The sequence below is a fragment of the Stenotrophomonas sp. CC22-02 genome (genome assembly GCF_004365115.1).
GTDB classification, from domain to species: Bacteria; Pseudomonadota; Gammaproteobacteria; order Xanthomonadales; family Xanthomonadaceae; genus Stenotrophomonas; species Stenotrophomonas forensis.
In genome coordinates this window covers 999502-1016336 of the sequence record NZ_SOCO01000001.1, presented here as the reverse complement: position 1 = coordinate 1016336, position 16835 = coordinate 999502, and the positions used below count along the sequence as shown (strand labels likewise).

Sequence of the window (16835 nt, the reverse complement as noted above, 5' to 3'; positions counted from 1 at the left end):
GCTCCGGCGTTCAGAAGCGCACCTGTACCGGCATCCCTGCCGGCAGCTTCTGCATGTCGGTGGACTCGTCCACTTCGATCTCGGCCAGATAGCTCAGGCGTTCGACGTCGTCGCCGGTCAGCGCGTAGTACGGGGTGAACGACGGTTCGCTGCGGATCGAGCGGATGTGTCCCTTCAATACGGCAGTTCCGCCGTCCAGCTGTATCTGCGCGGCCTGTCCGACCTTGACCTGCAGGCGCAGCGGCTGGGGCAGGTAAACGCGTGCGTAGGGGCGCTCACCGACCAGCATCACGGCCAGCGGCGCGCCGATCGGGGCCTGGTCGCCCTGCCGGTAGGGCAAGGCATCGATCACGCCATCGCGCGGTGCGCGCAGCTGCAGCTTCTGCAGGTTGACGCCCTGTACCACCTGCTGCGCGTGCGCAGCATCGGCGGCGGCCTGGCCCTGGGCGATGTCCTGCGCCCGGCTGCCGTGCACCAGTTCCAGCCATGCCTGTTCAGCGGCCCGCACGCTGGACTCGGCATTGCCGGCGGCGGCCCGTGCGCGATCCAGCTCGGCGGCGGCGATCAGGCGCTGGCGTGCCAGCGGCTGGACCCGCCGATAGTAGGCACTGGCCTCGACAGCCTGCGCGCGCAATGCGGCCAGCTGCGCCTGGGCCTGTGCGATCTGTTCCTGGCGCGGACCGATCTTCAGCTCTTCCAGCTGCGCCTGCGCGCGCACGGTGTCGGCCTGAGCGGCGGCAAACTGTGCGTCACCGCGGGCCGGATCGAGCTGCATCAACACTGCGCCGGCCCTGACCTGCTGGCCTTCACGTACCTCCACGGTTGCGATCACTTCGGCGGCCGGTGCCGGCACCGTGATCCGGTCCCATTCCAGCGTACCCAGTGCGGTGGGCGGCGACTGCCCGCACCCCGCCAGCAGGACGATGACCGCCAGTCCCATTCCACGCATCCCGTTGCCGATGCCCATGCCATCCCCTCCTGCGACGGCGCCACGGTGCCACGCCCCCTGTGCACCCGCAATGATCCCGATCAGCCCTGACGGTTTTTTCACCAGGCCACCGCAGGCCCCTTGCCACAAGGCTCGGCCCCATCTATCCACAGGTTCGCTGCTGCAACGTCCACATCGCGTGTGGAAAACCCGCCGTGGCCTGGACATATTTTCACCACGGCATCATCTTCCTTGTGGCACAAGCGCTGCGAAGGACTATCCACAGCTTTCTGCAATGCCGGTCCACACCGGGTGTGGAAAACCGGCGGGCCCCACACTGTTCCGACACCCGTGCTGGCCGCCTGCCCGGCACGCGCGTAATCTTGTCATCCCGAGTCCATCGCGGTGGACGGCGAACCCGCCCCACCCCAAGCAATGAAAAGCATCGAGCATCGAGACTTCACCCTGTCGCCGGAAGACAACGAGCGACTGGCCAACCTGTGCGGCCCCTTCGATGGCCACCTGCGCCAGATCGAGTTGAAGCTTGGCGTGGAGATCGCCAACCGCGGCTTCGTGTTCCGCATCAGCGGGCCGGAAGAGGCCATCGTCGAAGCACAGAAGCTGGTCGAGGCGCTGTACGCCGAAGCCGGCGAGACTACCTTCGACAACCATGCCATCCATCTGCGCCTGGCCCAGGCCAACGTCGAGCAGATCGCCGAGCGCTCCTACGAAGCGCAGGACGTGGCAATCAAGGTCAAGCGCGGCACGGTGCGCGGACGCGGTGCGAACCAGGGCCGCTACCTGCACCAGATCGCCACCCACGACATCAACTTCGGCATCGGCCCGGCCGGTACCGGCAAGACCTTCCTGGCCGTGGCCAGCGCGGTCGAAGCGCTGAATGAATCGCGCGTGCAGCGGCTGATCCTGGTGCGCCCGGCGGTGGAGGCCGGCGAGAAGCTGGGCTTCCTGCCCGGCGACCTGAGCCAGAAGGTCGATCCCTACCTGCGACCGCTGTACGACGCCCTGTATGAAATGATGGGCGTGGAGAAGGTGGTCAAGCTGCTGGAGAAGAACGTCATCGAGATCGCGCCGCTGGCCTACATGCGCGGCCGCACGCTCAACGATGCGTTCGTGATCCTGGACGAAGCCCAGAACACCACCATCGAGCAGATGAAGATGTTCCTGACCCGTCTCGGCTTCGGCTCCACCGCGGTGGTCACCGGCGACCTGACCCAGACCGACCTGCCCAAGCACGTGCGCTCCGGCCTGCGTGATGCCATCGATGTGCTGCGGGGCGTCGAGGGCGTCAGCTTCACCTTCTTCGAATCCCGCGACGTGGTCCGCCACCCGCTGGTCGCGCGCATCGTCAGTGCCTACGACCGCCGCGACCTGCATCAGATCCAGCCTGGAGCAACTCCATGACCCGTGGTCCCGTGCGACTGGATGTCGCCGTCAGTTACGCCCTGCCGCGCACCGGCCTGCCTGCAGCGGTCAGCTTCCGCAAGTGGGTGGCCGCCGCACTGAAGGGCCGCATCCGCGAGGCCGACCTGGCCATCCGCGTAGTCGACGCCAAGGAGGGGCAATCACTGAACCGCCACTACCGCGGCAAGGACTACGCCACCAACGTGCTCAGCTTCCCGGCCGAATTGCCTGAAGGCCTGCCCAAGGGCGTCAAGTTCCCGCTGCTCGGCGACCTGGTGATCTGCGCGCCGGTGGTAGCCCGTGAGGCCGAAGAGCAGGGCAAGGCGCTCAATGCCCACTACGCGCACCTGACCGTGCACGGCGTGCTGCACCTGCTCGGCTGGGACCACGAGGACGACAAGGAAGCCGAGGCAATGGAACAGCTGGAGCGCGAGATCCTGGCCGAGCTCGGCATTGCCGATCCTTACGCCGGCGAGCGCTGAGCGGGCCAGGCGCCCATCACCCGGGGCCGATAAAGAAGACGCGAGGAACAAGGATGATCCAGCAAGGCAGCTTCATCACGCTACTCATCGTGGGCGGCCTTTTCGCCGCCCTGCTGGTGCTGGGCGCGCGCACCGTCCGGCGCATCGCCGCCACCGATCCCACCGGGCAGCACTGGCTGCTGCGCAGCCTGGCGCTGCTGTCGCCCCTGTGCCTGGTGGCAGGGCTGGCGATCAGCATGATCGGGCCACATCTCAACGACCGGGCGCAGCCCGCACACGGCCCCGGCCTGCTGACGATCTCGATGCTGCTGATGCTGGTGGGTGCGCTGGCGCTGCCGGTGCTGTGGCGGATGATGCTGCAACGACGCCTGGGCCGGCCCGCCCATGGGCTGCCGTTCTTCCATGCCTCGCGCACCTCGCTGCTGGTGCTGTACGTACTCGCCGCGGTCTACATGATGCTGATCCGGAATGCGGCGCCGGACCCGATGCCCTGGCTGATGAACGCTGGTCGGGTGCCGACCGTGGCCTGGGCCATCGCGGGGCTGGTCCACCTCGCGATGCTGTCGGTGCTGATCACCCTGCCGCTGATGTTCCTGCGTGCAGTGATGATTGGTGTCGCCCGCCGTATCACCCGGCCGTTCACCCGTTCCTCGGGGCTATGATGGCGCCCCACCGCCTGCGGATACCGCCCGTGTCACTGCGCTGCTGCCTGATCCTGCTGGGCGCCCTTGCCGCCCCACCTGCCTTCGCCTCCAGCCTGGACCTGCCGGCACTGATCGAGTGCCGCCAGGGCGTGGCCGATCTCGGTGCGCTGGCGCCGCTGCTGGCCGACCCGCTGAAGGCCGTGGCCCAGGGCCTGCAGCCGCTGCCGCAGGGCAACCAGTTCATGAGCGAGTACCGGCTGGCCCAGCCGATCACCGTCTTTGGCATGGCCACCGAGCGGGTGGCGGTGGCCGGCGCCAGCATCATGGCGGTCCTTGACCAGGCCGACCCACGGCCGCTGGCCAAGCGGCTGGGGCTGGAGACCGGCTACGACCAGGACGGCAAGTTCATGGCCGGCCGCGAACTGGTCAGCCGTGATGTGACCGACCCGAAGACCGGTGAGGCCCAGATCGAGTCGATCATCCTCAGCGTCTCCACCGTGGCGTCCCATCCCGGCAAGACCCTGGCCGGCTGCACCTACAGCCTGGACCTGCCCGAGGAAGAAGCCCCCGCGCGGCCTGAACTGGCCCCGCCGCCGATCACCGGGCCCGGCAGCGACGGTCACTGACAGGCCGTCACATCCTGCTAGACTTGGGCCAACGCCCGGCCTGCCGGGTGCCTTTTTTCCTGAGATGTCAGAAGACGACAGTAGTAGCTCCCCCGCGGAGCAAAGTGAAAAGAAGCGCGGCTGGCTTGAACGCCTGACGTCCGCCTTCTCCGGCGAACCCCACACCCGCGACGAGCTGGTCGCTGTCCTGCACACCGCGCAGGAAGAGGGGCTGATCGCCGCCGATACCCTGAAGATGATGGAAGGCGCCATTTCGGTGGCCGAGCTGACCGTGGGCGACGTGATGATCTCGCGCTCGCAGATGGTCTCGCTGCCAGTCGAAGCGCCCTTCCTGGAACTGATGAAGCAGGTGGTCGAGTCCGGCCATTCGCGCTTCCCGGTTCATGGCGAGAACAAGGACGACATCCTGGGCATCCTGCTGGCCAAGGACCTGCTGCGCGGCGTGGTGGCCGACAACGGCCCGGCCAACGTGCGCGAGCTTCTGCGCCCGGCGGTGCTGATTCCGGAGGCGAAGAAGCTCAACGTGCTGTTGAAGGAATTCCGCCTGTCGCGCAACCACATGGCCATCGTGGTCGACGAGTACGGCGGTGTCGCTGGCCTGGTCACCATCGAGGACGTGCTGGAGCAGATCGTCGGCGAGATCGACGACGAGCATGACGAAGCCGAGGATCCGTCGGCGCAGATCGCCATCCAGTCCGACGGCCAGTACGTGGTCGACGCGCTGACCCCGATCGGCGACTTCAACGAGCGCTTTGGTGCCACGTTCTCCGACGAGGACTACGACACCATCGGTGGCCTGGTCACCGAGGCCGTGGGCCACCTGCCGGAAGTGGGCGACGAACTGGCGCTGGACCGCTTCATGTTCCGCGTGGCGCGCGCCGATGCGCGCCGGGTGCAGGCCTTCCACGTGACCGTGCTGCCGCCGGACGCGCAGGACGACGCTTGAAGCGCGGCGGCCCTGTCCAGGCACTGCGCCTGACGGTGTGGCTGGCACTGTGCGTGCTGGCCATGGTCCTGCCGCTGGCCGCCTCCGCGCAGCCGGCGGCAGCCACACCTGCTTCACCCGTCGCCAGTGCCGAGGCTCCTGCCCCGCGCATCGGCGTGGTGACCATGCAGCCGGGCACGGTGTTCTTCGAGCGCTTCGGCCACGACGCCATCGTCGTGATCGATCCGGCCAGCGGCGACGCGACCTCGTACAACTTCGGTTATTTCGATCCGTCCGAAGATGATTTCATCAGCCGCTTCGTGCGCGGCGACATGATGTACTACCTGGTGGCACTGCCGCTGCAGCAGGATCTGTCGTACTACGACGAGACCGGCCGTGGCGCCAGCGTGCAGTGGCTGGACCTGCGCCCGGACCAGGCGCGTGCGCTGGCCGCCGACCTGGCCGAGCGGGCCAAGCCGGAAAACGCGCGCTACCACTACGATTACTACACCGCCAACTGCGCCACGATGGTGCGCGATACCGTGGACAAGGCGCTGGGCGGCGGACTGCAATCGCAGCTGTCGGGGCGCTCGCGCGGCAACACCTATCGCAGTGAATCGGTGCGCCTGGCCTCGCCGGCAGCGTGGATGTGGCTGGGCTTCGACGTCGGCCTCGGCCCGTTCGCCGACCAGCCGCTGTCGCGCTGGCAGGAAGCGTTCGTACCCATGCGCCTGGCCGATGCGCTGCGCCAGGCACGCAACAGCGATGGGCGGCCGCTGGTGCAGTCCGAACAGGAACTGTTGCCGCACCGCATCGACCCGGAACCGAAGGAGTTCGCACGCCGCTGGTGGCCGTGGCTGCTGTGCGGCCTGGTGATCGCCGCCGGCGTGCTGGCGCTGCGCAGCCGCCCGCGCCTGCTGGCCGGATTGGCCCTGCCGTTCTGGCTGCTGTGTGCCATCGCCGGCAGCCTGCTGGTGTTCCTGTGGGGCTTCAGCACGCACTACGCCGCCTGGGCCAACCGTAACCTGCTGCTGCTGTCGCCGCTGGCGGTGCTGCTGCTACCGGGCGCCATCGCCCTGCTGCGCCGGCGCGTGCCGGGCCGCATGTTCAGGATCGTGCTTTGGCTGCTGGCGGTACAGGCCGTGGCCGCGCTGGTACTGCACTGGCTGAGCCTGCAGGCACAGTACAACGTGCAGTGGATCGTGCTGCTGCTGCCGGTGCACGTCGCCTTGGCGTGGGTGCTGGGGCGTCGTCCTCACTTGTCCGAAACACGCCCCTGACGCACGATGGCGGGCATGTCATTGCCCGCCTCCGCTTCCGCACCTGCCTCGGCCAACCCCGCCTGCGTCATCAACTGCGTCCACTACGATGACGAGGGCAAACGCCACGACATCAGCCTGGACGCCATCAGCGATGTCATTGCCAGTGGCAACGGCTTCGTCTGGGTGGGCCTGTACGATCCCAACGATGATGTGCTGCTGAAACTGCAGGAGGAATTCTGCCTGCACGACCTGGCCATCGAGGATGCGCGCAACGCGCACCAGCGGCCCAAGGTCGAGACCTACGGCAATTCCCTGTTCGTGGTGGTGACCACCGCACAGATGGTCGACGAGCGCATCCAGTATGGCGAAACCCACGCCTTCCTTGGCCCTCGCTTTCTGGTGACCGTACGCCATGGTGCATCGCTGTCCTACGCGCCGGTTCGTGCCCGCGTCGAGCGCGAACCGCAGCTGCTGAAAATGGGCCCTTCGTACTGCCTTTACGCCGTCGCCGACTTCGTGGTCGACAACTACCTGCCGATCGTGCACCGCTTCCGCGACACCCTGGAACTGCTGGAAAAGGACATCTTCGCTGACAACTACAAGCGCAGCACGGTGGTGCGGCTGTACGAGCTCAAGCGCGAACTGAACAAGATGCGGATGGCGGTGGCGCCACTGCAGGACGTGCTGGCGCAGCTGCGCCGCTACCAGGGCGATCTGATCCCCGACGAAGTGAAGCTGTACGTGCGCGACGTGCACGACCACGCCGTGCGCATCAGCGATGTGATCGACACCCTGCGCGAAATGCTGGGCACCGCGCTGAGCGTGAACCTGTCGCTGGTGACGCTGGCGCAGGGCGAGACGGTCAAGCGCCTCGGTGCCTGGGCGGCCCTGCTGGCCGCGCCGACACTGATCACCAGCTGGTACGGCATGAACTTCAGCCACATGCCGGAGCTGAGTGAACCGTGGTCCTACCCACTGATGATCGTCGGCGTGGGCGGTGTGTGCGTGGGGTTGTACCGGTTGTTCAAGCGCGCCAAGTGGCTGTAGAGCGTATCGACCAACGGTCGATACCCACCAAACCGGTAGGCCACGACCGTGGGTCGTGGCACATGACCCGCCTTGGGTAGTGCCGGCCGCTGGCCGGCAACCAGGCAATGCCGGCCAGCGGCCGGCACTACCGTTCGACATCAAGCCACGTAGATGGTCTTGATGTTCATGAACTCATGGATGCCGTGGTCAGCCAGCTCGCGGCCGAAGCCGGACTGCTTGCTGCCACCGAAGGGCAGCCGTGCGTCGCTCTTGACGATGGCGTTGACGAAGGCCGCGCCACACTCCATGCGCTGGGCAAAGCCTTCGCCGCGCACCGGGTCGCGCGTCCACACGCTGCCGCCCAGGCCAAAGCGGGTGTCATTGGCCACGCGCAGCGCCTCGGCCTCGTCCTTGGCCCGGATCACTGCGGCCACCGGCCCGAACAGTTCCTCGTCGTACGCCGGCATCCCCGGCCCCACCTGATCAAGCACCGTGGCCGGATAGCCGGCATGCGTGCCGGCAATCGGCTCGCCACCGACCAGCACGCGCGCGCCCTTGGCCACGCTGGCCTGCACCTGCTTGTGCAGTTCGTCGCGCAGGTCGGCGCGGGCCATCGGCGCCAGCGTGGTACCACGCTCATCCGGATCGCCGTACTGGCGCTCGCCCGCCGCCTCAACGAAGCGACGGGTGAATTCATCGGCCACGGCATCGACCACGATGAAGCGCTTGGCTGCGATGCAGGTCTGGCCGCTGTTGTCGAAGCGTGATTTCACTGCCGCTGCCACGGTCTTGTCGAGGTCGGCATCGTCGAGCACCACGAAGGCATCACTGCCGCCGAGTTCCATCACCGACTTCTTCAGCTGGCTGCCGGCATTGGAGGCAATCGAGCGCCCTGCCCGCTCACTTCCGGTCAACGTCACCGCCTTCACCCGTTCGTCGCGCAGCACCTCGGCGGCCTGGTCGTTGTCGATGTGCAGCACATCGAACACGCCGTCCGGAAGGCCACCGTCGCGGCACACCGCCAGGATCAGGTCGGCGCACTGCGGCACGTTGCTGGCGTGCTTGAGCAGGGCCACGTTGCCGGCCATGAACGCCGGGGCCAGGAAACGGAATACCTGCCAGATCGGGAAATTCCACGGCATCACCGCGAACACGCAGCCGATCGGCTCGTAGCGCACGTAGCTGCGCTGCGCTTCGGTATCGATCAGCTGCGGCTTGAGGTAGTCGGCGGCGTGGTCGGCGTAGTACTCGCAGGCCGCAGCACACTTGTCGACCTCGGCCAGGGCTTCGGCCTTGAGCTTGCCCATTTCATGGGTCATCGCCTGCTGCAGGTCGTCGCGGCGTGCGCGCAGCTGCGCGGCGATCTGGCGCAGGATGGCGCCCCGTTCCTGCAACGAGCGATCCGCCCAGCCCGGAAAGGCATCGGCAGCAGCGTGCAGGCGCTGCTCGATATCGGCAGCGCCCATCAGTTCATGGCGGTAGGTCACCAGGCCGGTGGCCGGATCGACGATCTCGACGGTCATGGGGGATCTCCTTCAGGAAGACCCCCATTGTGCGCCGCCGGCCGTGAGCCGGATGTTGCCGACGCTGATGTTGCCGGCCCTGCCGGCAGACCTCAGCCGTTTTCCTGCCGCGCCAGCTGCAGGTCACGCTGGCGCCGCTTCTCGGCGCGTGCATTGATGTACCAGCCAATCACCGCGGCGATCGATACCGCCGACACCAGCAGCGTTGCCAATGCATTGATCTTCGGGCTGATGCCCATGCGTACCGAGGCGAACACCTTCATCGGCAGCGTGGTCGAACCCGGCGTAGCGACGAAGCTGGCCACCACCACGTCATCCAGCGACAGCGTGAAGGCCAGCAGCCAGCCTGCCACCAGCGCCGGCGCGATGATCGGCAGGGTGATGCGGCCGAACACGGTCAGCCGGCTGGCGCCCAGGTCCATCGCCGCTTCTTCCAGCGACAGGTCCATTTCCTGCAGGCGCGAAGACACCACCACGGTGACGAAGCACAGGGTGAAGGTGACGTGCGCGATCCAGATGGTGGTCAGGCCGCGCGCCGGGAAGCCGGGAATCGCGCCCATCGAAGCCAGCAGCGCCATCAGCGAGAACCCAAGGATGACGTCCGGCATCACCAGCGGTGCAGTGACCAGCGCGCCGAACAGCGGCTTGCCGCGGAAGCGCTTGAAGCGGGTCATCACCATCGCCGCCAGCGTGCCCAGCACGGTGGCGGTGCAGGCGGTCCAGAACGCCACCACCAGGCTGGTCCACATCGCATCCATCAGCGCGCGGTCGGCGAACAGGTCGCTGTAGGCACGGGTGGAGAACCCGGCCCAGACCATCGCCAGCCGCGAGCTGTTGAACGAGTAGAACATCAGCAACAGGATCGGCAGGTACAGGAAGGCGAAGCCGAGCAGCAGCACGCCCAGCCCCAGGCCCTTGGCGGTACGCGGGCTCATGCCTGCTTTCCTTCCAGCAGGCGCTGCTGGGAACGGTTGAACAGCAGGATCGGTACCAGCAACAGCAGGATCATCGCCACCGCCATCGCCGAGGCGCCCGGCCAGTTGCGGTTGTTGAAGAACTCGTTCCACAGCTGGCGGCCGACCATCAGCGTCTCCGAGCCACCCAGCATTTCCGGAATCACGAATTCGCCGATCGCCGGAATCATCACCAGCATGCAGCCGGCGATGATGCCCGCCTTCGACAGCGGCAGGGTGATGCGCAGGAACGCCTGCCACGGCTTGGCGCCGAGGTCGTAGGCCGCTTCCAGCAGGCGGTGGTCGTGCTTGACCAGGTTGGCGTACAGCGGCAGCACCATGAACGGCAGGTAGCAGTAGACAATGCCGATGTAAGCGGCGGTCGGGGTATCGATCAGCTGCAGCTTGGGCAGGCCCAGGCTGGTCATCAACGTCTGCAGGCCAGTGAACTGCAGGAACTGGTCAAGCAGCCCGTTGCGGTCCAGGATCGCCTTCCACGCATACACGCGGATCAGGAACGAGGTCCACGACGGCAGCACCACCAGCATCATCGCCACGTTGCGCGCGGCCGGCGACAGGCGCGCGATGGCGTAGGCCATCGGGTAGCCGATCAGCAGGGTGAGGAAGGTGGAGATGGCCGCGATCTTGATCGAGCTCAGGAACGCCTGCGCATAGATCGAATCGCGGAACAGCGCCAGGTAGTTTTCCAGGTTCAGCTTCAGCGAGAAGCCGCCGTCCACGTACTGCAGCAGCCAGGTATACGGCGGCGAGCCGACCCGGCTGAGCGAGAAGCTGATCATCAGCACGATCAGGAACGGAACTGCAAAGAACAGCAGCAGCCACAGGTACGGAATGCCGATCACCGTGGCACGCAGCCCCGGCAGCCAGCGCTTCAGGCCGGCGACGTTCATGAGGTGAGCACCACGCCATCGTTGTCGCGCCAGTGCACCCACACACTGTCACCCCAGGTCAGGCCATCGCTGGCCCAGCGCTGCGAGTTGGCGAAGTTGGCCAGCACCTTGGCGCCGCTCGGCAGGCGCACGTGGTAGACCGAGTGGCTGCCGAAATAGGCGATGTCCTCGATCACGCCCTGTGCCTTGTTGGTGTGCCCTTCCGGCTCGTCCTTGCCGATCATCACCTTCTCCGGGCGCAGCGCGAACGCGACCGGCTGCCCTTCATAGCCGGTGATGCCGTGGGCGATGTAGATCGGCGCCGGGAACAGCGGCGAGCGCACGGTCACGTACTCGGGCAGGTCCTCGTCGATCACCCCGTCGAACAGGTTGACCGACCCGATGAACTCGGCGACGAAGCGGTTGGCTGGCTGCTCGTAGACCTCGTCGGGTTTGCCGACCTGCTGGATCCAGCCGGCATCCATCACTGCGATGCGGGTGGCCATGGTCATCGCTTCTTCCTGGTCGTGGGTAACCATCACGCAGGTCACGCCCGACGATTCGATGATGCTGACCAGTTCCAGCTGCATCTGCGAGCGCAGCTTCTTGTCCAGCGCGCCCATCGGCTCGTCCAGCAGCAGCAGCTTCGGCCCCTTGGCCAGCGACCGCGCCAGCGCCACGCGCTGCTGCTGGCCACCGGACAACTGGTGCGGCTTGCGCTTGCCCAGGTGGCCCATCTGCACCAGTTCCAGCATCTCGCCGACGCGCTTGCTGATCGCGTCCTTGGCCAGGCCATCCTGCTTCAGCCCGAAGGCGATGTTCTGCTCGACCGTCATGTGCGGGAACAGCGCATAGGACTGGAACATCATGTTGACCGGCCGCTGGTACGGCGGCAGCGCGTCCAGGCGCTGGCCATCGAGGGTGATGCTGCCCTTGGTGGGCGTCTCGAAGCCGCCCAGGCAGCGCAGCAGGGTCGACTTGCCACTGCCGGAGCCGCCGAGCAGGGCAAAGATCTCGCCCTTGCGCACGTCCAGGTTGACGTCGTCGACGGCGACAAAACCGTCGAATTCCTTGCGCAGGTCACGAATGGAGAGATAGCCGGGCGCACCGGTCGTGTCGACGACGGCGGCTACCGGCTGGGCTTCAACGGGCATGGGGGCTCCGGGAGCGGGCGGTGGACAGCGGCCGCCATTCTAACGGCCCGGGGGCGCAGGGGATATGACGGCTGTGGGCGGCATCCACCGGGCCGGGGGGATCTGCAGATCTGGTGGGGGCCGACCGTTGGTCGGCCCTGCCGGGAAAGCGTGCCGACCAACGGTCGGCACCCACCTGCCAGCCCTTAGCGGCCGGTCTTCACCTCGGTCCACAGCCGGGTGTAGAGCTTGTCGGTCTCCGGCGTGTTGATCGAATAGGTGAACATCTTCTCGGCCACATCGGCCGGCGGATAGATGGTCGGATCGGTACGGATCGCCTCGTCCACCAGCGGGGTCGCGGTCGGCACCGGGTTGGCGTAGTGGATGAAGTTGGTGTTGGCCGCGGCGACCTTCGGCTGCAGCAGGTAGTTGATGAACGCGTAGGCCGCTTCCGGGTGCTTGGCGTCCTTCGGGATCGCCAGCATGTCGAACCACTGCGGGGCGCCTTCCTTCGGGATCGAGTAGGCCACGTGCACGCCATTGCTGGCTTCCTCGGCACGGTCGCGGGCCTGGATGATGTCACCCGACCAGCCGACGACCAGGCAGGTGCCGCCATTGGCCAGCGAGCCCACGTACTGCGAGGAGTGGAAATTCTGCACGTACGGACGGATCGACTTCAGCAGGTCGGCCGCCTTCTGCAGCTCGGCCGGGTCGGCGCTGTGCGGGTCCAGGCCCAGGTAGTGCAGCGCGATCGGGATCATGTCCGCCGGCGTGTCCAGGATGGTCACGCCGCAGTCCTTCATCTTGCTGATGTTTTCCGGCTTGAATACCAGGTCCCAACTGCTGGCGATGTCGGCGCTGCCGCCGAAGCGCTGCTTCAGCATGTCCACGTTGTAGCCGATGCCGGTGGTGCCGATCATGTACGGCACGCCGTACTGGTTGCCCGGGTCCTGGGTGGCGATGCGCTTCATCACCGCCGGATCGAGGTTGGCCAGGTTCGGGATCTTGCTCTTGTCCAGCGGCAGGAACACGCCGGCCTGGATCTGGCGCCCGAAGAAGTTCAGGGTCGGCACCACCACGTCGTAGCCGCTGTTGCCGGCCAGCAGCTTGGTCTCGACCATCTCATCGCTGTCGAACACATCGTAGGTCACCTTGATCCCGCTCTCCTTCTCGAAGGTCGGAATGGTGTCCTCGGCGATGTAATCGCTGTAGTTGTAGACGTTCAGGACCTGGCTGTCCTGCGCGCCACCTTTGCCACCGCCACAGGCGGCGAGCATGGCGGAGGCCAGGCCGAGCGTGAGGATACGCAGCTTCATCGGGTGCTCCAGAATGCGGGAAGGGGGGCCGGCGGAGCCGGCAACGGCTGCCAGCCTACCCCCCGGCGGCGGATTTTTCTATTGCGGATGCTCAGACGTTCAGCAGCAGGAACTCGCGTTCCCACGAGCTGATGACACGGAAAAAGGTCTCGTATTCCTTGCGCTTGACCGAGATGTAGGCCCGGCAGAAACGCTCGCCCAGCAGCGCCTGCAGCGCGCTGCACTGTTCCAGGCCATCCAGCGCCTCGCCCAGCGAGCGCGGCAGGTTGTAGCCCAGTTCCTTGGCACTGCCACTGACCGGCGCATCCGGTGCCAGGCGCTCGCGGATACCCAGCAGGCCACAGGCCAGGGTGGCCGCCATGGCCAGGTAGGGGTTGGCGTCGGAACCGGCAAAGCGGCTTTCGACGCGCATGTTTTCCGGAGTATCCAGCGGCACCCGCAGGCCGCAGGTGCGGTTGTCGAACCCCCAGTGCACGTTGCTCGGCGAGACCTCGCCGAACACCAGCCGGCGGTAGGAATTCACGTTCGGCGCGAAGAAGGCCATGGCCATCGGCACATACTTCTGCAGGCCCGCCAGGTAGTGGGCGAACATGGGGCTGAAATCCTCGCCGCCATGCTCGCCACTGAACACGTTCTGGCCGTCGCTGATCCGCACCAGGCTCTGGTGGATGTGCATGGCGCTGCCGGGCTCGTTCTCCATCGGCTTGGCCAGGAACGTGGCATACACGCCGTGGCGCATCGCCGATTCGCGCATGGTGCGCTTGAACAGGAACACCTGGTCGGCCAGGTCCATCGCGTTGGCGTGGGTGAAATTGACCTCCAGCTGCGCCGCGCCGGACTCGTGGATCAGCGTGTCGACGTCCAGCTTCATCGCGTCGCAGTAGTCGTACATCAGGTCGAGGATCGGGTCGAACTCGTTGACCGCATCGATCGAGTAGGACTGGCGCGCCGTTTCCGGACGGCCCGAGCGGCCCGCCGGAGGCAGCAGCGGGAAATCCGGGTCGGTGTTCTTCTGCACCAGGAAGAACTCCAGTTCCGGTGCCACCACGGGGCGCAGGCCCAGTTCGGCATAGGCGTCCAGCACCCTGCGCAGCACGTTGCGCGGGGCCAGCTCGTGAGGTTCGCCGGTCTTGGTGTAGCAGTCGTGGATGATCTGCGCTGTCGGGTCGGTGGCCCAGGGCACCATGCGCACGGTGTCCGGGTCGGGACGCAGGATCATGTCCGAATCCGACGGCGAGGTCAGGTCGTAGTAATCATCGGGGAACTCGCCGGTGACCGTGGTGGCGAAGATGCCTTCCGGCAACCGCGTGCCGTAGTCGTGCGAGAACTTGTCGGCGGGGATGATCTTGCCGCGCGCGTTGCCGGTGATGTCCGGCACCAGGCATTCGACCTCGGTGATCCGCCGCTCCTTCAGCCAGCGCAGCAGGCTGCTTTCCTGCGGTGCGGGGGGCGTGGCCGTCTTGCGCGGGCGCGTTCGGGAACTCATCGGGAATCCAGTCGGTTCTGTTGGTGCTGCCGGCAAGCTTGGCCGAACGCACGGAAAATAGCGTGATAGAACGGCGCCTGCATGACACGCCACTCCGGGTGCCACTGTACGCCGAGCACGAATCGATGATGCAGGCTGCGCGCCGCCTCGACCAGCCCGTCGTCGGCCACCGCCTCGACCTGCAGCCCCTGCGCCAGGCGGGCGATGCCCTGCCCATGCACCGAATTGACCTGCACGCGCTCGCCCTCGTGCCACTGCGCCAGCCAGCCATCGGCTGCCAGCGTGACCGCGTGGGCCGGGCCGTACTGCACCTCCACCGGCGCCTGCGGATCCTCGCGATGGTCATCCAGGCCCGGCACCACATGCACCTGCGGATGCAGGCTGCCGCCCAGTGCGACGTTCAACTCCTGGAAGCCGCGGCAGATCGCCAGCACCGGCAGGTCCAGCGCCAGCGCCTCCTGCAGCAGCGCGAAGGCGTTGGCATCACGCGCCGGATCATGCGGATTGCCCGGCCAGCTGCGGCCGCCTTCATAGTGCTGTGGTTCGATGTTGCTGACCGCACCGGTCAACAGCAGGCCATCGAGCCCCTGCAGCCAGTCACTGGCCGGCAACGGCGGCTGCAGGCTGGGCAACACCAGCGGGGTGACGTCGGCCGCCTCGACCAGCGCGCGCACGTACTTCTCGCCGGCCACCGCGAAACGGTGATGGCCGAGCACGGTACTGTCGGTGGGCAGGCCCACCCAGGGCAGGCGGCGCATGGGAAAACTCCTTGGCGTATGGACACGTTACCCGTGGCCCGACGAACGCGGCAAGTCATCACCGTCACACCATGGCCGTCATCCATCGGCGAAACTACGCGGGTGAACACCGATCACCCTCCCCCACTCCGACCGTCTGCGCCGCAAGCGCGAGGCCTGCAGTGAGCGCTGCCTTCCCACCCAGCTGGTACGCCGCCAGCCTGCCCGAACCACCCGCGCTGCCCGCGCTGCGGGGCGATGTGCAGGCCGATGTGGCCGTGCTTGGCGCCGGCTATACCGGCCTGACCGCGGCACTGGAACTGGCGGCACGGGGCCAGCGGGTGGTCCTGCTGGAAGCACAGCGGATCGGCTGGGGCGCCTCAGGGCGCAACGGCGGGCAGGCGCTGGTTGGCTACGGCTGCGAGGTGGATGAGCTGGAGCGCCAGCTCGGCCGCGATGATGCCCGCCGCCTGTTCGACTGGTCGCGCGATGCGGTGCAGGCGATGCGCATGCGCATCGACCGCCATGGCATCGACTGCCACTGGGTGGAAGGCCACGCCAGCGTCGCCATCCGCGAGCGTCACGAGCGTGATCTGCGCGCCAACTGCGAGCACCTGCAGCGCTACTACGACTACCCCATGCAGTGGTGGGACCGTGACACCCTGCATGCGCAGCTGGACAGCCCGCGCTACCGCGCCGCGATGTTCGACCCGCTCAGCGCGCACCTTCAGCCGCTGGCCTATGCACGTGGCCTGGCCGATGCAGCACGCGCGGCCGGGGTGGTCATCCACGAGGATTCGCCCGTGGTGCGCATCCAGCGTGGCTCCCAACCCGCGCTGCACACGGCGCAGGGCAGCGTGCGCGCCGCCCACCTGGTGGTGGCCGGCAACGCCTGGCTGCAGGGCCTGCTGCCCGAACTGGAGCGGCGGATCATGCCGGTCGGTACCTATATCGGTGCCAGCGCACCACTGGGTGCGCAGCGCGCCCGCGCCCTGATCGGCAACAACATGGCCGTGGCCGACACCGCCTGGGCACTGGACTACTTCCGCCTCAGCCACGACCACCGCCTGCTGTTCGGCGGCCGCGCAAGTTATTCGGCCCTGCCGCCGCCGGGTCTGCACGGGGTGATGCAGCGGCGCATGCACCAGGTGTTCCCGCAGCTGGCCGACGTGCCGCTGGAGCAGGTCTGGGGCGGCTACGTCGACATCACCCGCAACCGCGCCCCGCACTGGGGCCGGCTGGATGGCAACCTGTACTTCGCGCAGGGGTTCTCGGGGCATGGCGTGGCCGCCGCCGGGCTGGCTGGCGAGGTGATCGCCGCCGCCATTGCGGGCCAGAGCGAGCGCCTGGACGTGTTCCAGCGCCTGCGGCACGCGCCCTTCCCCGGCGGGCGGCTGCTGCGGATGCCGCTGCTGGTCGCGGCGATGTCGTGGTACAAGCTGCGGGACGCGTTGTGGTAGCGGAACCCTTCCCAGCCAC

General features: G+C 67.1%; 16 protein-coding genes. 8 read left to right on the top strand and 8 right to left on the bottom strand.

Annotated elements, in window-relative coordinates; translation table 11 throughout:
• Positions 1-10: 10 nt before the first annotated feature.
• Positions 11-967: an HlyD family efflux transporter periplasmic adaptor subunit gene (locus N440_RS04785; protein ID WP_133934264.1), complete on the bottom strand. Its 957-nt coding sequence runs from the start codon at positions 965-967 to the stop codon at positions 11-13.
• Positions 968-1363: 396 nt separating this feature from the next.
• On the opposite strand from N440_RS04785, the gene N440_RS04780 reads away from it, so the two are divergent.
• The 7 genes from N440_RS04780 (at position 1364) to N440_RS04750 (ending at position 7336) form a co-directional block, all read left to right on the top strand.
• Entirely contained in the window at positions 1364-2350 is a 987-nt protein-coding gene (locus N440_RS04780; RefSeq protein ID WP_006429312.1) for a PhoH family protein, read from the top strand.
• Positions 2347-2832 carry an rRNA maturation RNase YbeY gene (gene ybeY / locus N440_RS04775; RefSeq protein WP_133934263.1) on the top strand — a complete coding sequence of 162 codons (486 nt, stop codon included), beginning with the start codon at positions 2347-2349 and terminating at the stop codon, positions 2830-2832. Before N440_RS04780 ends, ybeY begins: the two co-directional genes overlap by 4 nt.
• A 53-nt stretch (positions 2833-2885) precedes the next feature.
• Positions 2886-3494, top strand: a complete 609-nt coding sequence (locus N440_RS04770) for a hypothetical protein (RefSeq protein ID WP_133934262.1) — start codon at positions 2886-2888, stop codon at positions 3492-3494.
• Entirely contained in the window at positions 3494-4102 is a 609-nt protein-coding gene (locus tag N440_RS04765) for a hypothetical protein (RefSeq protein WP_133934261.1), read from the top strand. Before N440_RS04770 ends, N440_RS04765 begins: the two co-directional genes overlap by 1 nt.
• Before the next feature lie 64 nt (positions 4103-4166).
• Positions 4167-5048 carry a transporter associated domain-containing protein gene (locus N440_RS04760; RefSeq protein WP_133934260.1) on the top strand — a complete coding sequence of 294 codons (882 nt, stop codon included), beginning with the start codon at positions 4167-4169 and terminating at the stop codon, positions 5046-5048.
• Positions 5049-5110: 62 nt separating this feature from the next.
• A complete protein-coding gene (locus N440_RS04755) occupies positions 5111-6307 on the top strand; it encodes a DUF4105 domain-containing protein (RefSeq protein WP_133935976.1) in 1197 nt (398 codons plus the stop codon).
• A 6-nt stretch (positions 6308-6313) separates the two neighbouring features.
• On the top strand, positions 6314-7336 hold the full coding sequence (locus N440_RS04750; protein WP_133934259.1) for a magnesium and cobalt transport protein CorA: 1023 nt from the start codon (positions 6314-6316) through the stop codon (positions 7334-7336).
• Between the two features lie 140 nt (positions 7337-7476).
• Here N440_RS04750 and N440_RS04745 read toward each other — a convergent pair whose 3' ends face one another.
• The 7 genes from N440_RS04745 to N440_RS04715 form a co-directional block, all read right to left on the bottom strand.
• Positions 7477-8841, bottom strand: a complete 1365-nt coding sequence (locus tag N440_RS04745) for an NAD-dependent succinate-semialdehyde dehydrogenase (protein ID WP_133934258.1) — start codon at positions 8839-8841, stop codon at positions 7477-7479.
• Positions 8842-8933: 92 nt separating this feature from the next.
• Positions 8934-9776: an ABC transporter permease subunit gene (locus N440_RS04740; protein WP_049446123.1), complete on the bottom strand. Its 843-nt coding sequence runs from the start codon at positions 9774-9776 to the stop codon at positions 8934-8936.
• A complete protein-coding gene (locus tag N440_RS04735; protein ID WP_049458219.1) occupies positions 9773-10705 on the bottom strand; it encodes an ABC transporter permease subunit in 933 nt (310 codons plus the stop codon). The genes N440_RS04740 and N440_RS04735 overlap by 4 nt, the downstream gene beginning before the upstream one ends.
• Positions 10702-11838, bottom strand: coding sequence for a polyamine ABC transporter ATP-binding protein (potA, locus tag N440_RS04730; RefSeq protein ID WP_053449267.1), 1137 nt, complete (start codon positions 11836-11838; stop codon positions 10702-10704). The genes N440_RS04735 and potA overlap by 4 nt, the downstream gene beginning before the upstream one ends.
• 185 nt (positions 11839-12023) lie before the next feature.
• Positions 12024-13133, bottom strand: coding sequence for a polyamine ABC transporter substrate-binding protein (locus tag N440_RS04725; RefSeq protein ID WP_049458217.1), 1110 nt, complete (start codon positions 13131-13133; stop codon positions 12024-12026).
• A 91-nt stretch (positions 13134-13224) separates the two neighbouring features.
• Entirely contained in the window at positions 13225-14619 is a 1395-nt protein-coding gene (locus tag N440_RS04720; RefSeq protein WP_008268172.1) for a glutamine synthetase family protein, read from the bottom strand.
• Entirely contained in the window at positions 14616-15377 is a 762-nt protein-coding gene (locus N440_RS04715; RefSeq protein WP_133934257.1) for a gamma-glutamyl-gamma-aminobutyrate hydrolase family protein, read from the bottom strand. The genes N440_RS04720 and N440_RS04715 overlap by 4 nt, the downstream gene beginning before the upstream one ends.
• Before the next feature lie 161 nt (positions 15378-15538).
• Here N440_RS04715 and N440_RS04710 point away from each other — a divergent pair, with 161 nt between their 5' ends.
• On the top strand, positions 15539-16816 hold the full coding sequence (locus tag N440_RS04710; protein ID WP_133934256.1) for an FAD-binding oxidoreductase: 1278 nt from the start codon (positions 15539-15541) through the stop codon (positions 16814-16816).
• The last annotated feature ends 19 nt before the right edge of the window (positions 16817-16835 follow it).

What these genes read in the sequence shown, in the direction of transcription:
- N440_RS04755 (WP_133935976.1), top strand. Translation starts at nt 5,111, where the DNA reads ATGGTCCTGCCGCTGGCCGCCTCCGCGCAGCCGGCGGCAGCCACACCT.
- N440_RS04740 (WP_049446123.1), bottom strand. Translation starts at nt 9,776, where the DNA reads ATGAGCCCGCGTACCGCCAAGGGCCTGGGGCTGGGCGTGCTGCTGCTC.
- N440_RS04735 (WP_049458219.1), bottom strand. Translation starts at nt 10,705, where the DNA reads ATGAACGTCGCCGGCCTGAAGCGCTGGCTGCCGGGGCTGCGTGCCACG.
- N440_RS04780 (WP_006429312.1), top strand. Translation starts at nt 1,364, where the DNA reads ATGAAAAGCATCGAGCATCGAGACTTCACCCTGTCGCCGGAAGACAAC.
- N440_RS04720 (WP_008268172.1), bottom strand. Translation starts at nt 14,619, where the DNA reads ATGAGTTCCCGAACGCGCCCGCGCAAGACGGCCACGCCCCCCGCACCG.
- ybeY (WP_133934263.1), top strand. Translation starts at nt 2,347, where the DNA reads ATGACCCGTGGTCCCGTGCGACTGGATGTCGCCGTCAGTTACGCCCTG.
- N440_RS04745 (WP_133934258.1), bottom strand. Translation starts at nt 8,841, where the DNA reads ATGACCGTCGAGATCGTCGATCCGGCCACCGGCCTGGTGACCTACCGC.
- N440_RS04765 (WP_133934261.1), top strand. Translation starts at nt 3,494, where the DNA reads ATGGCGCCCCACCGCCTGCGGATACCGCCCGTGTCACTGCGCTGCTGC.
- N440_RS04750 (WP_133934259.1), top strand. Translation starts at nt 6,314, where the DNA reads ATGGCGGGCATGTCATTGCCCGCCTCCGCTTCCGCACCTGCCTCGGCC.
- N440_RS04725 (WP_049458217.1), bottom strand. Translation starts at nt 13,133, where the DNA reads ATGAAGCTGCGTATCCTCACGCTCGGCCTGGCCTCCGCCATGCTCGCC.
- N440_RS04770 (WP_133934262.1), top strand. Translation starts at nt 2,886, where the DNA reads ATGATCCAGCAAGGCAGCTTCATCACGCTACTCATCGTGGGCGGCCTT.
- N440_RS04785 (WP_133934264.1), bottom strand. Translation starts at nt 967, where the DNA reads ATGGGCATCGGCAACGGGATGCGTGGAATGGGACTGGCGGTCATCGTC.
- potA (WP_053449267.1), bottom strand. Translation starts at nt 11,838, where the DNA reads ATGCCCGTTGAAGCCCAGCCGGTAGCCGCCGTCGTCGACACGACCGGT.
- N440_RS04715 (WP_133934257.1), bottom strand. Translation starts at nt 15,377, where the DNA reads ATGCGCCGCCTGCCCTGGGTGGGCCTGCCCACCGACAGTACCGTGCTC.
- N440_RS04760 (WP_133934260.1), top strand. Translation starts at nt 4,167, where the DNA reads ATGTCAGAAGACGACAGTAGTAGCTCCCCCGCGGAGCAAAGTGAAAAG.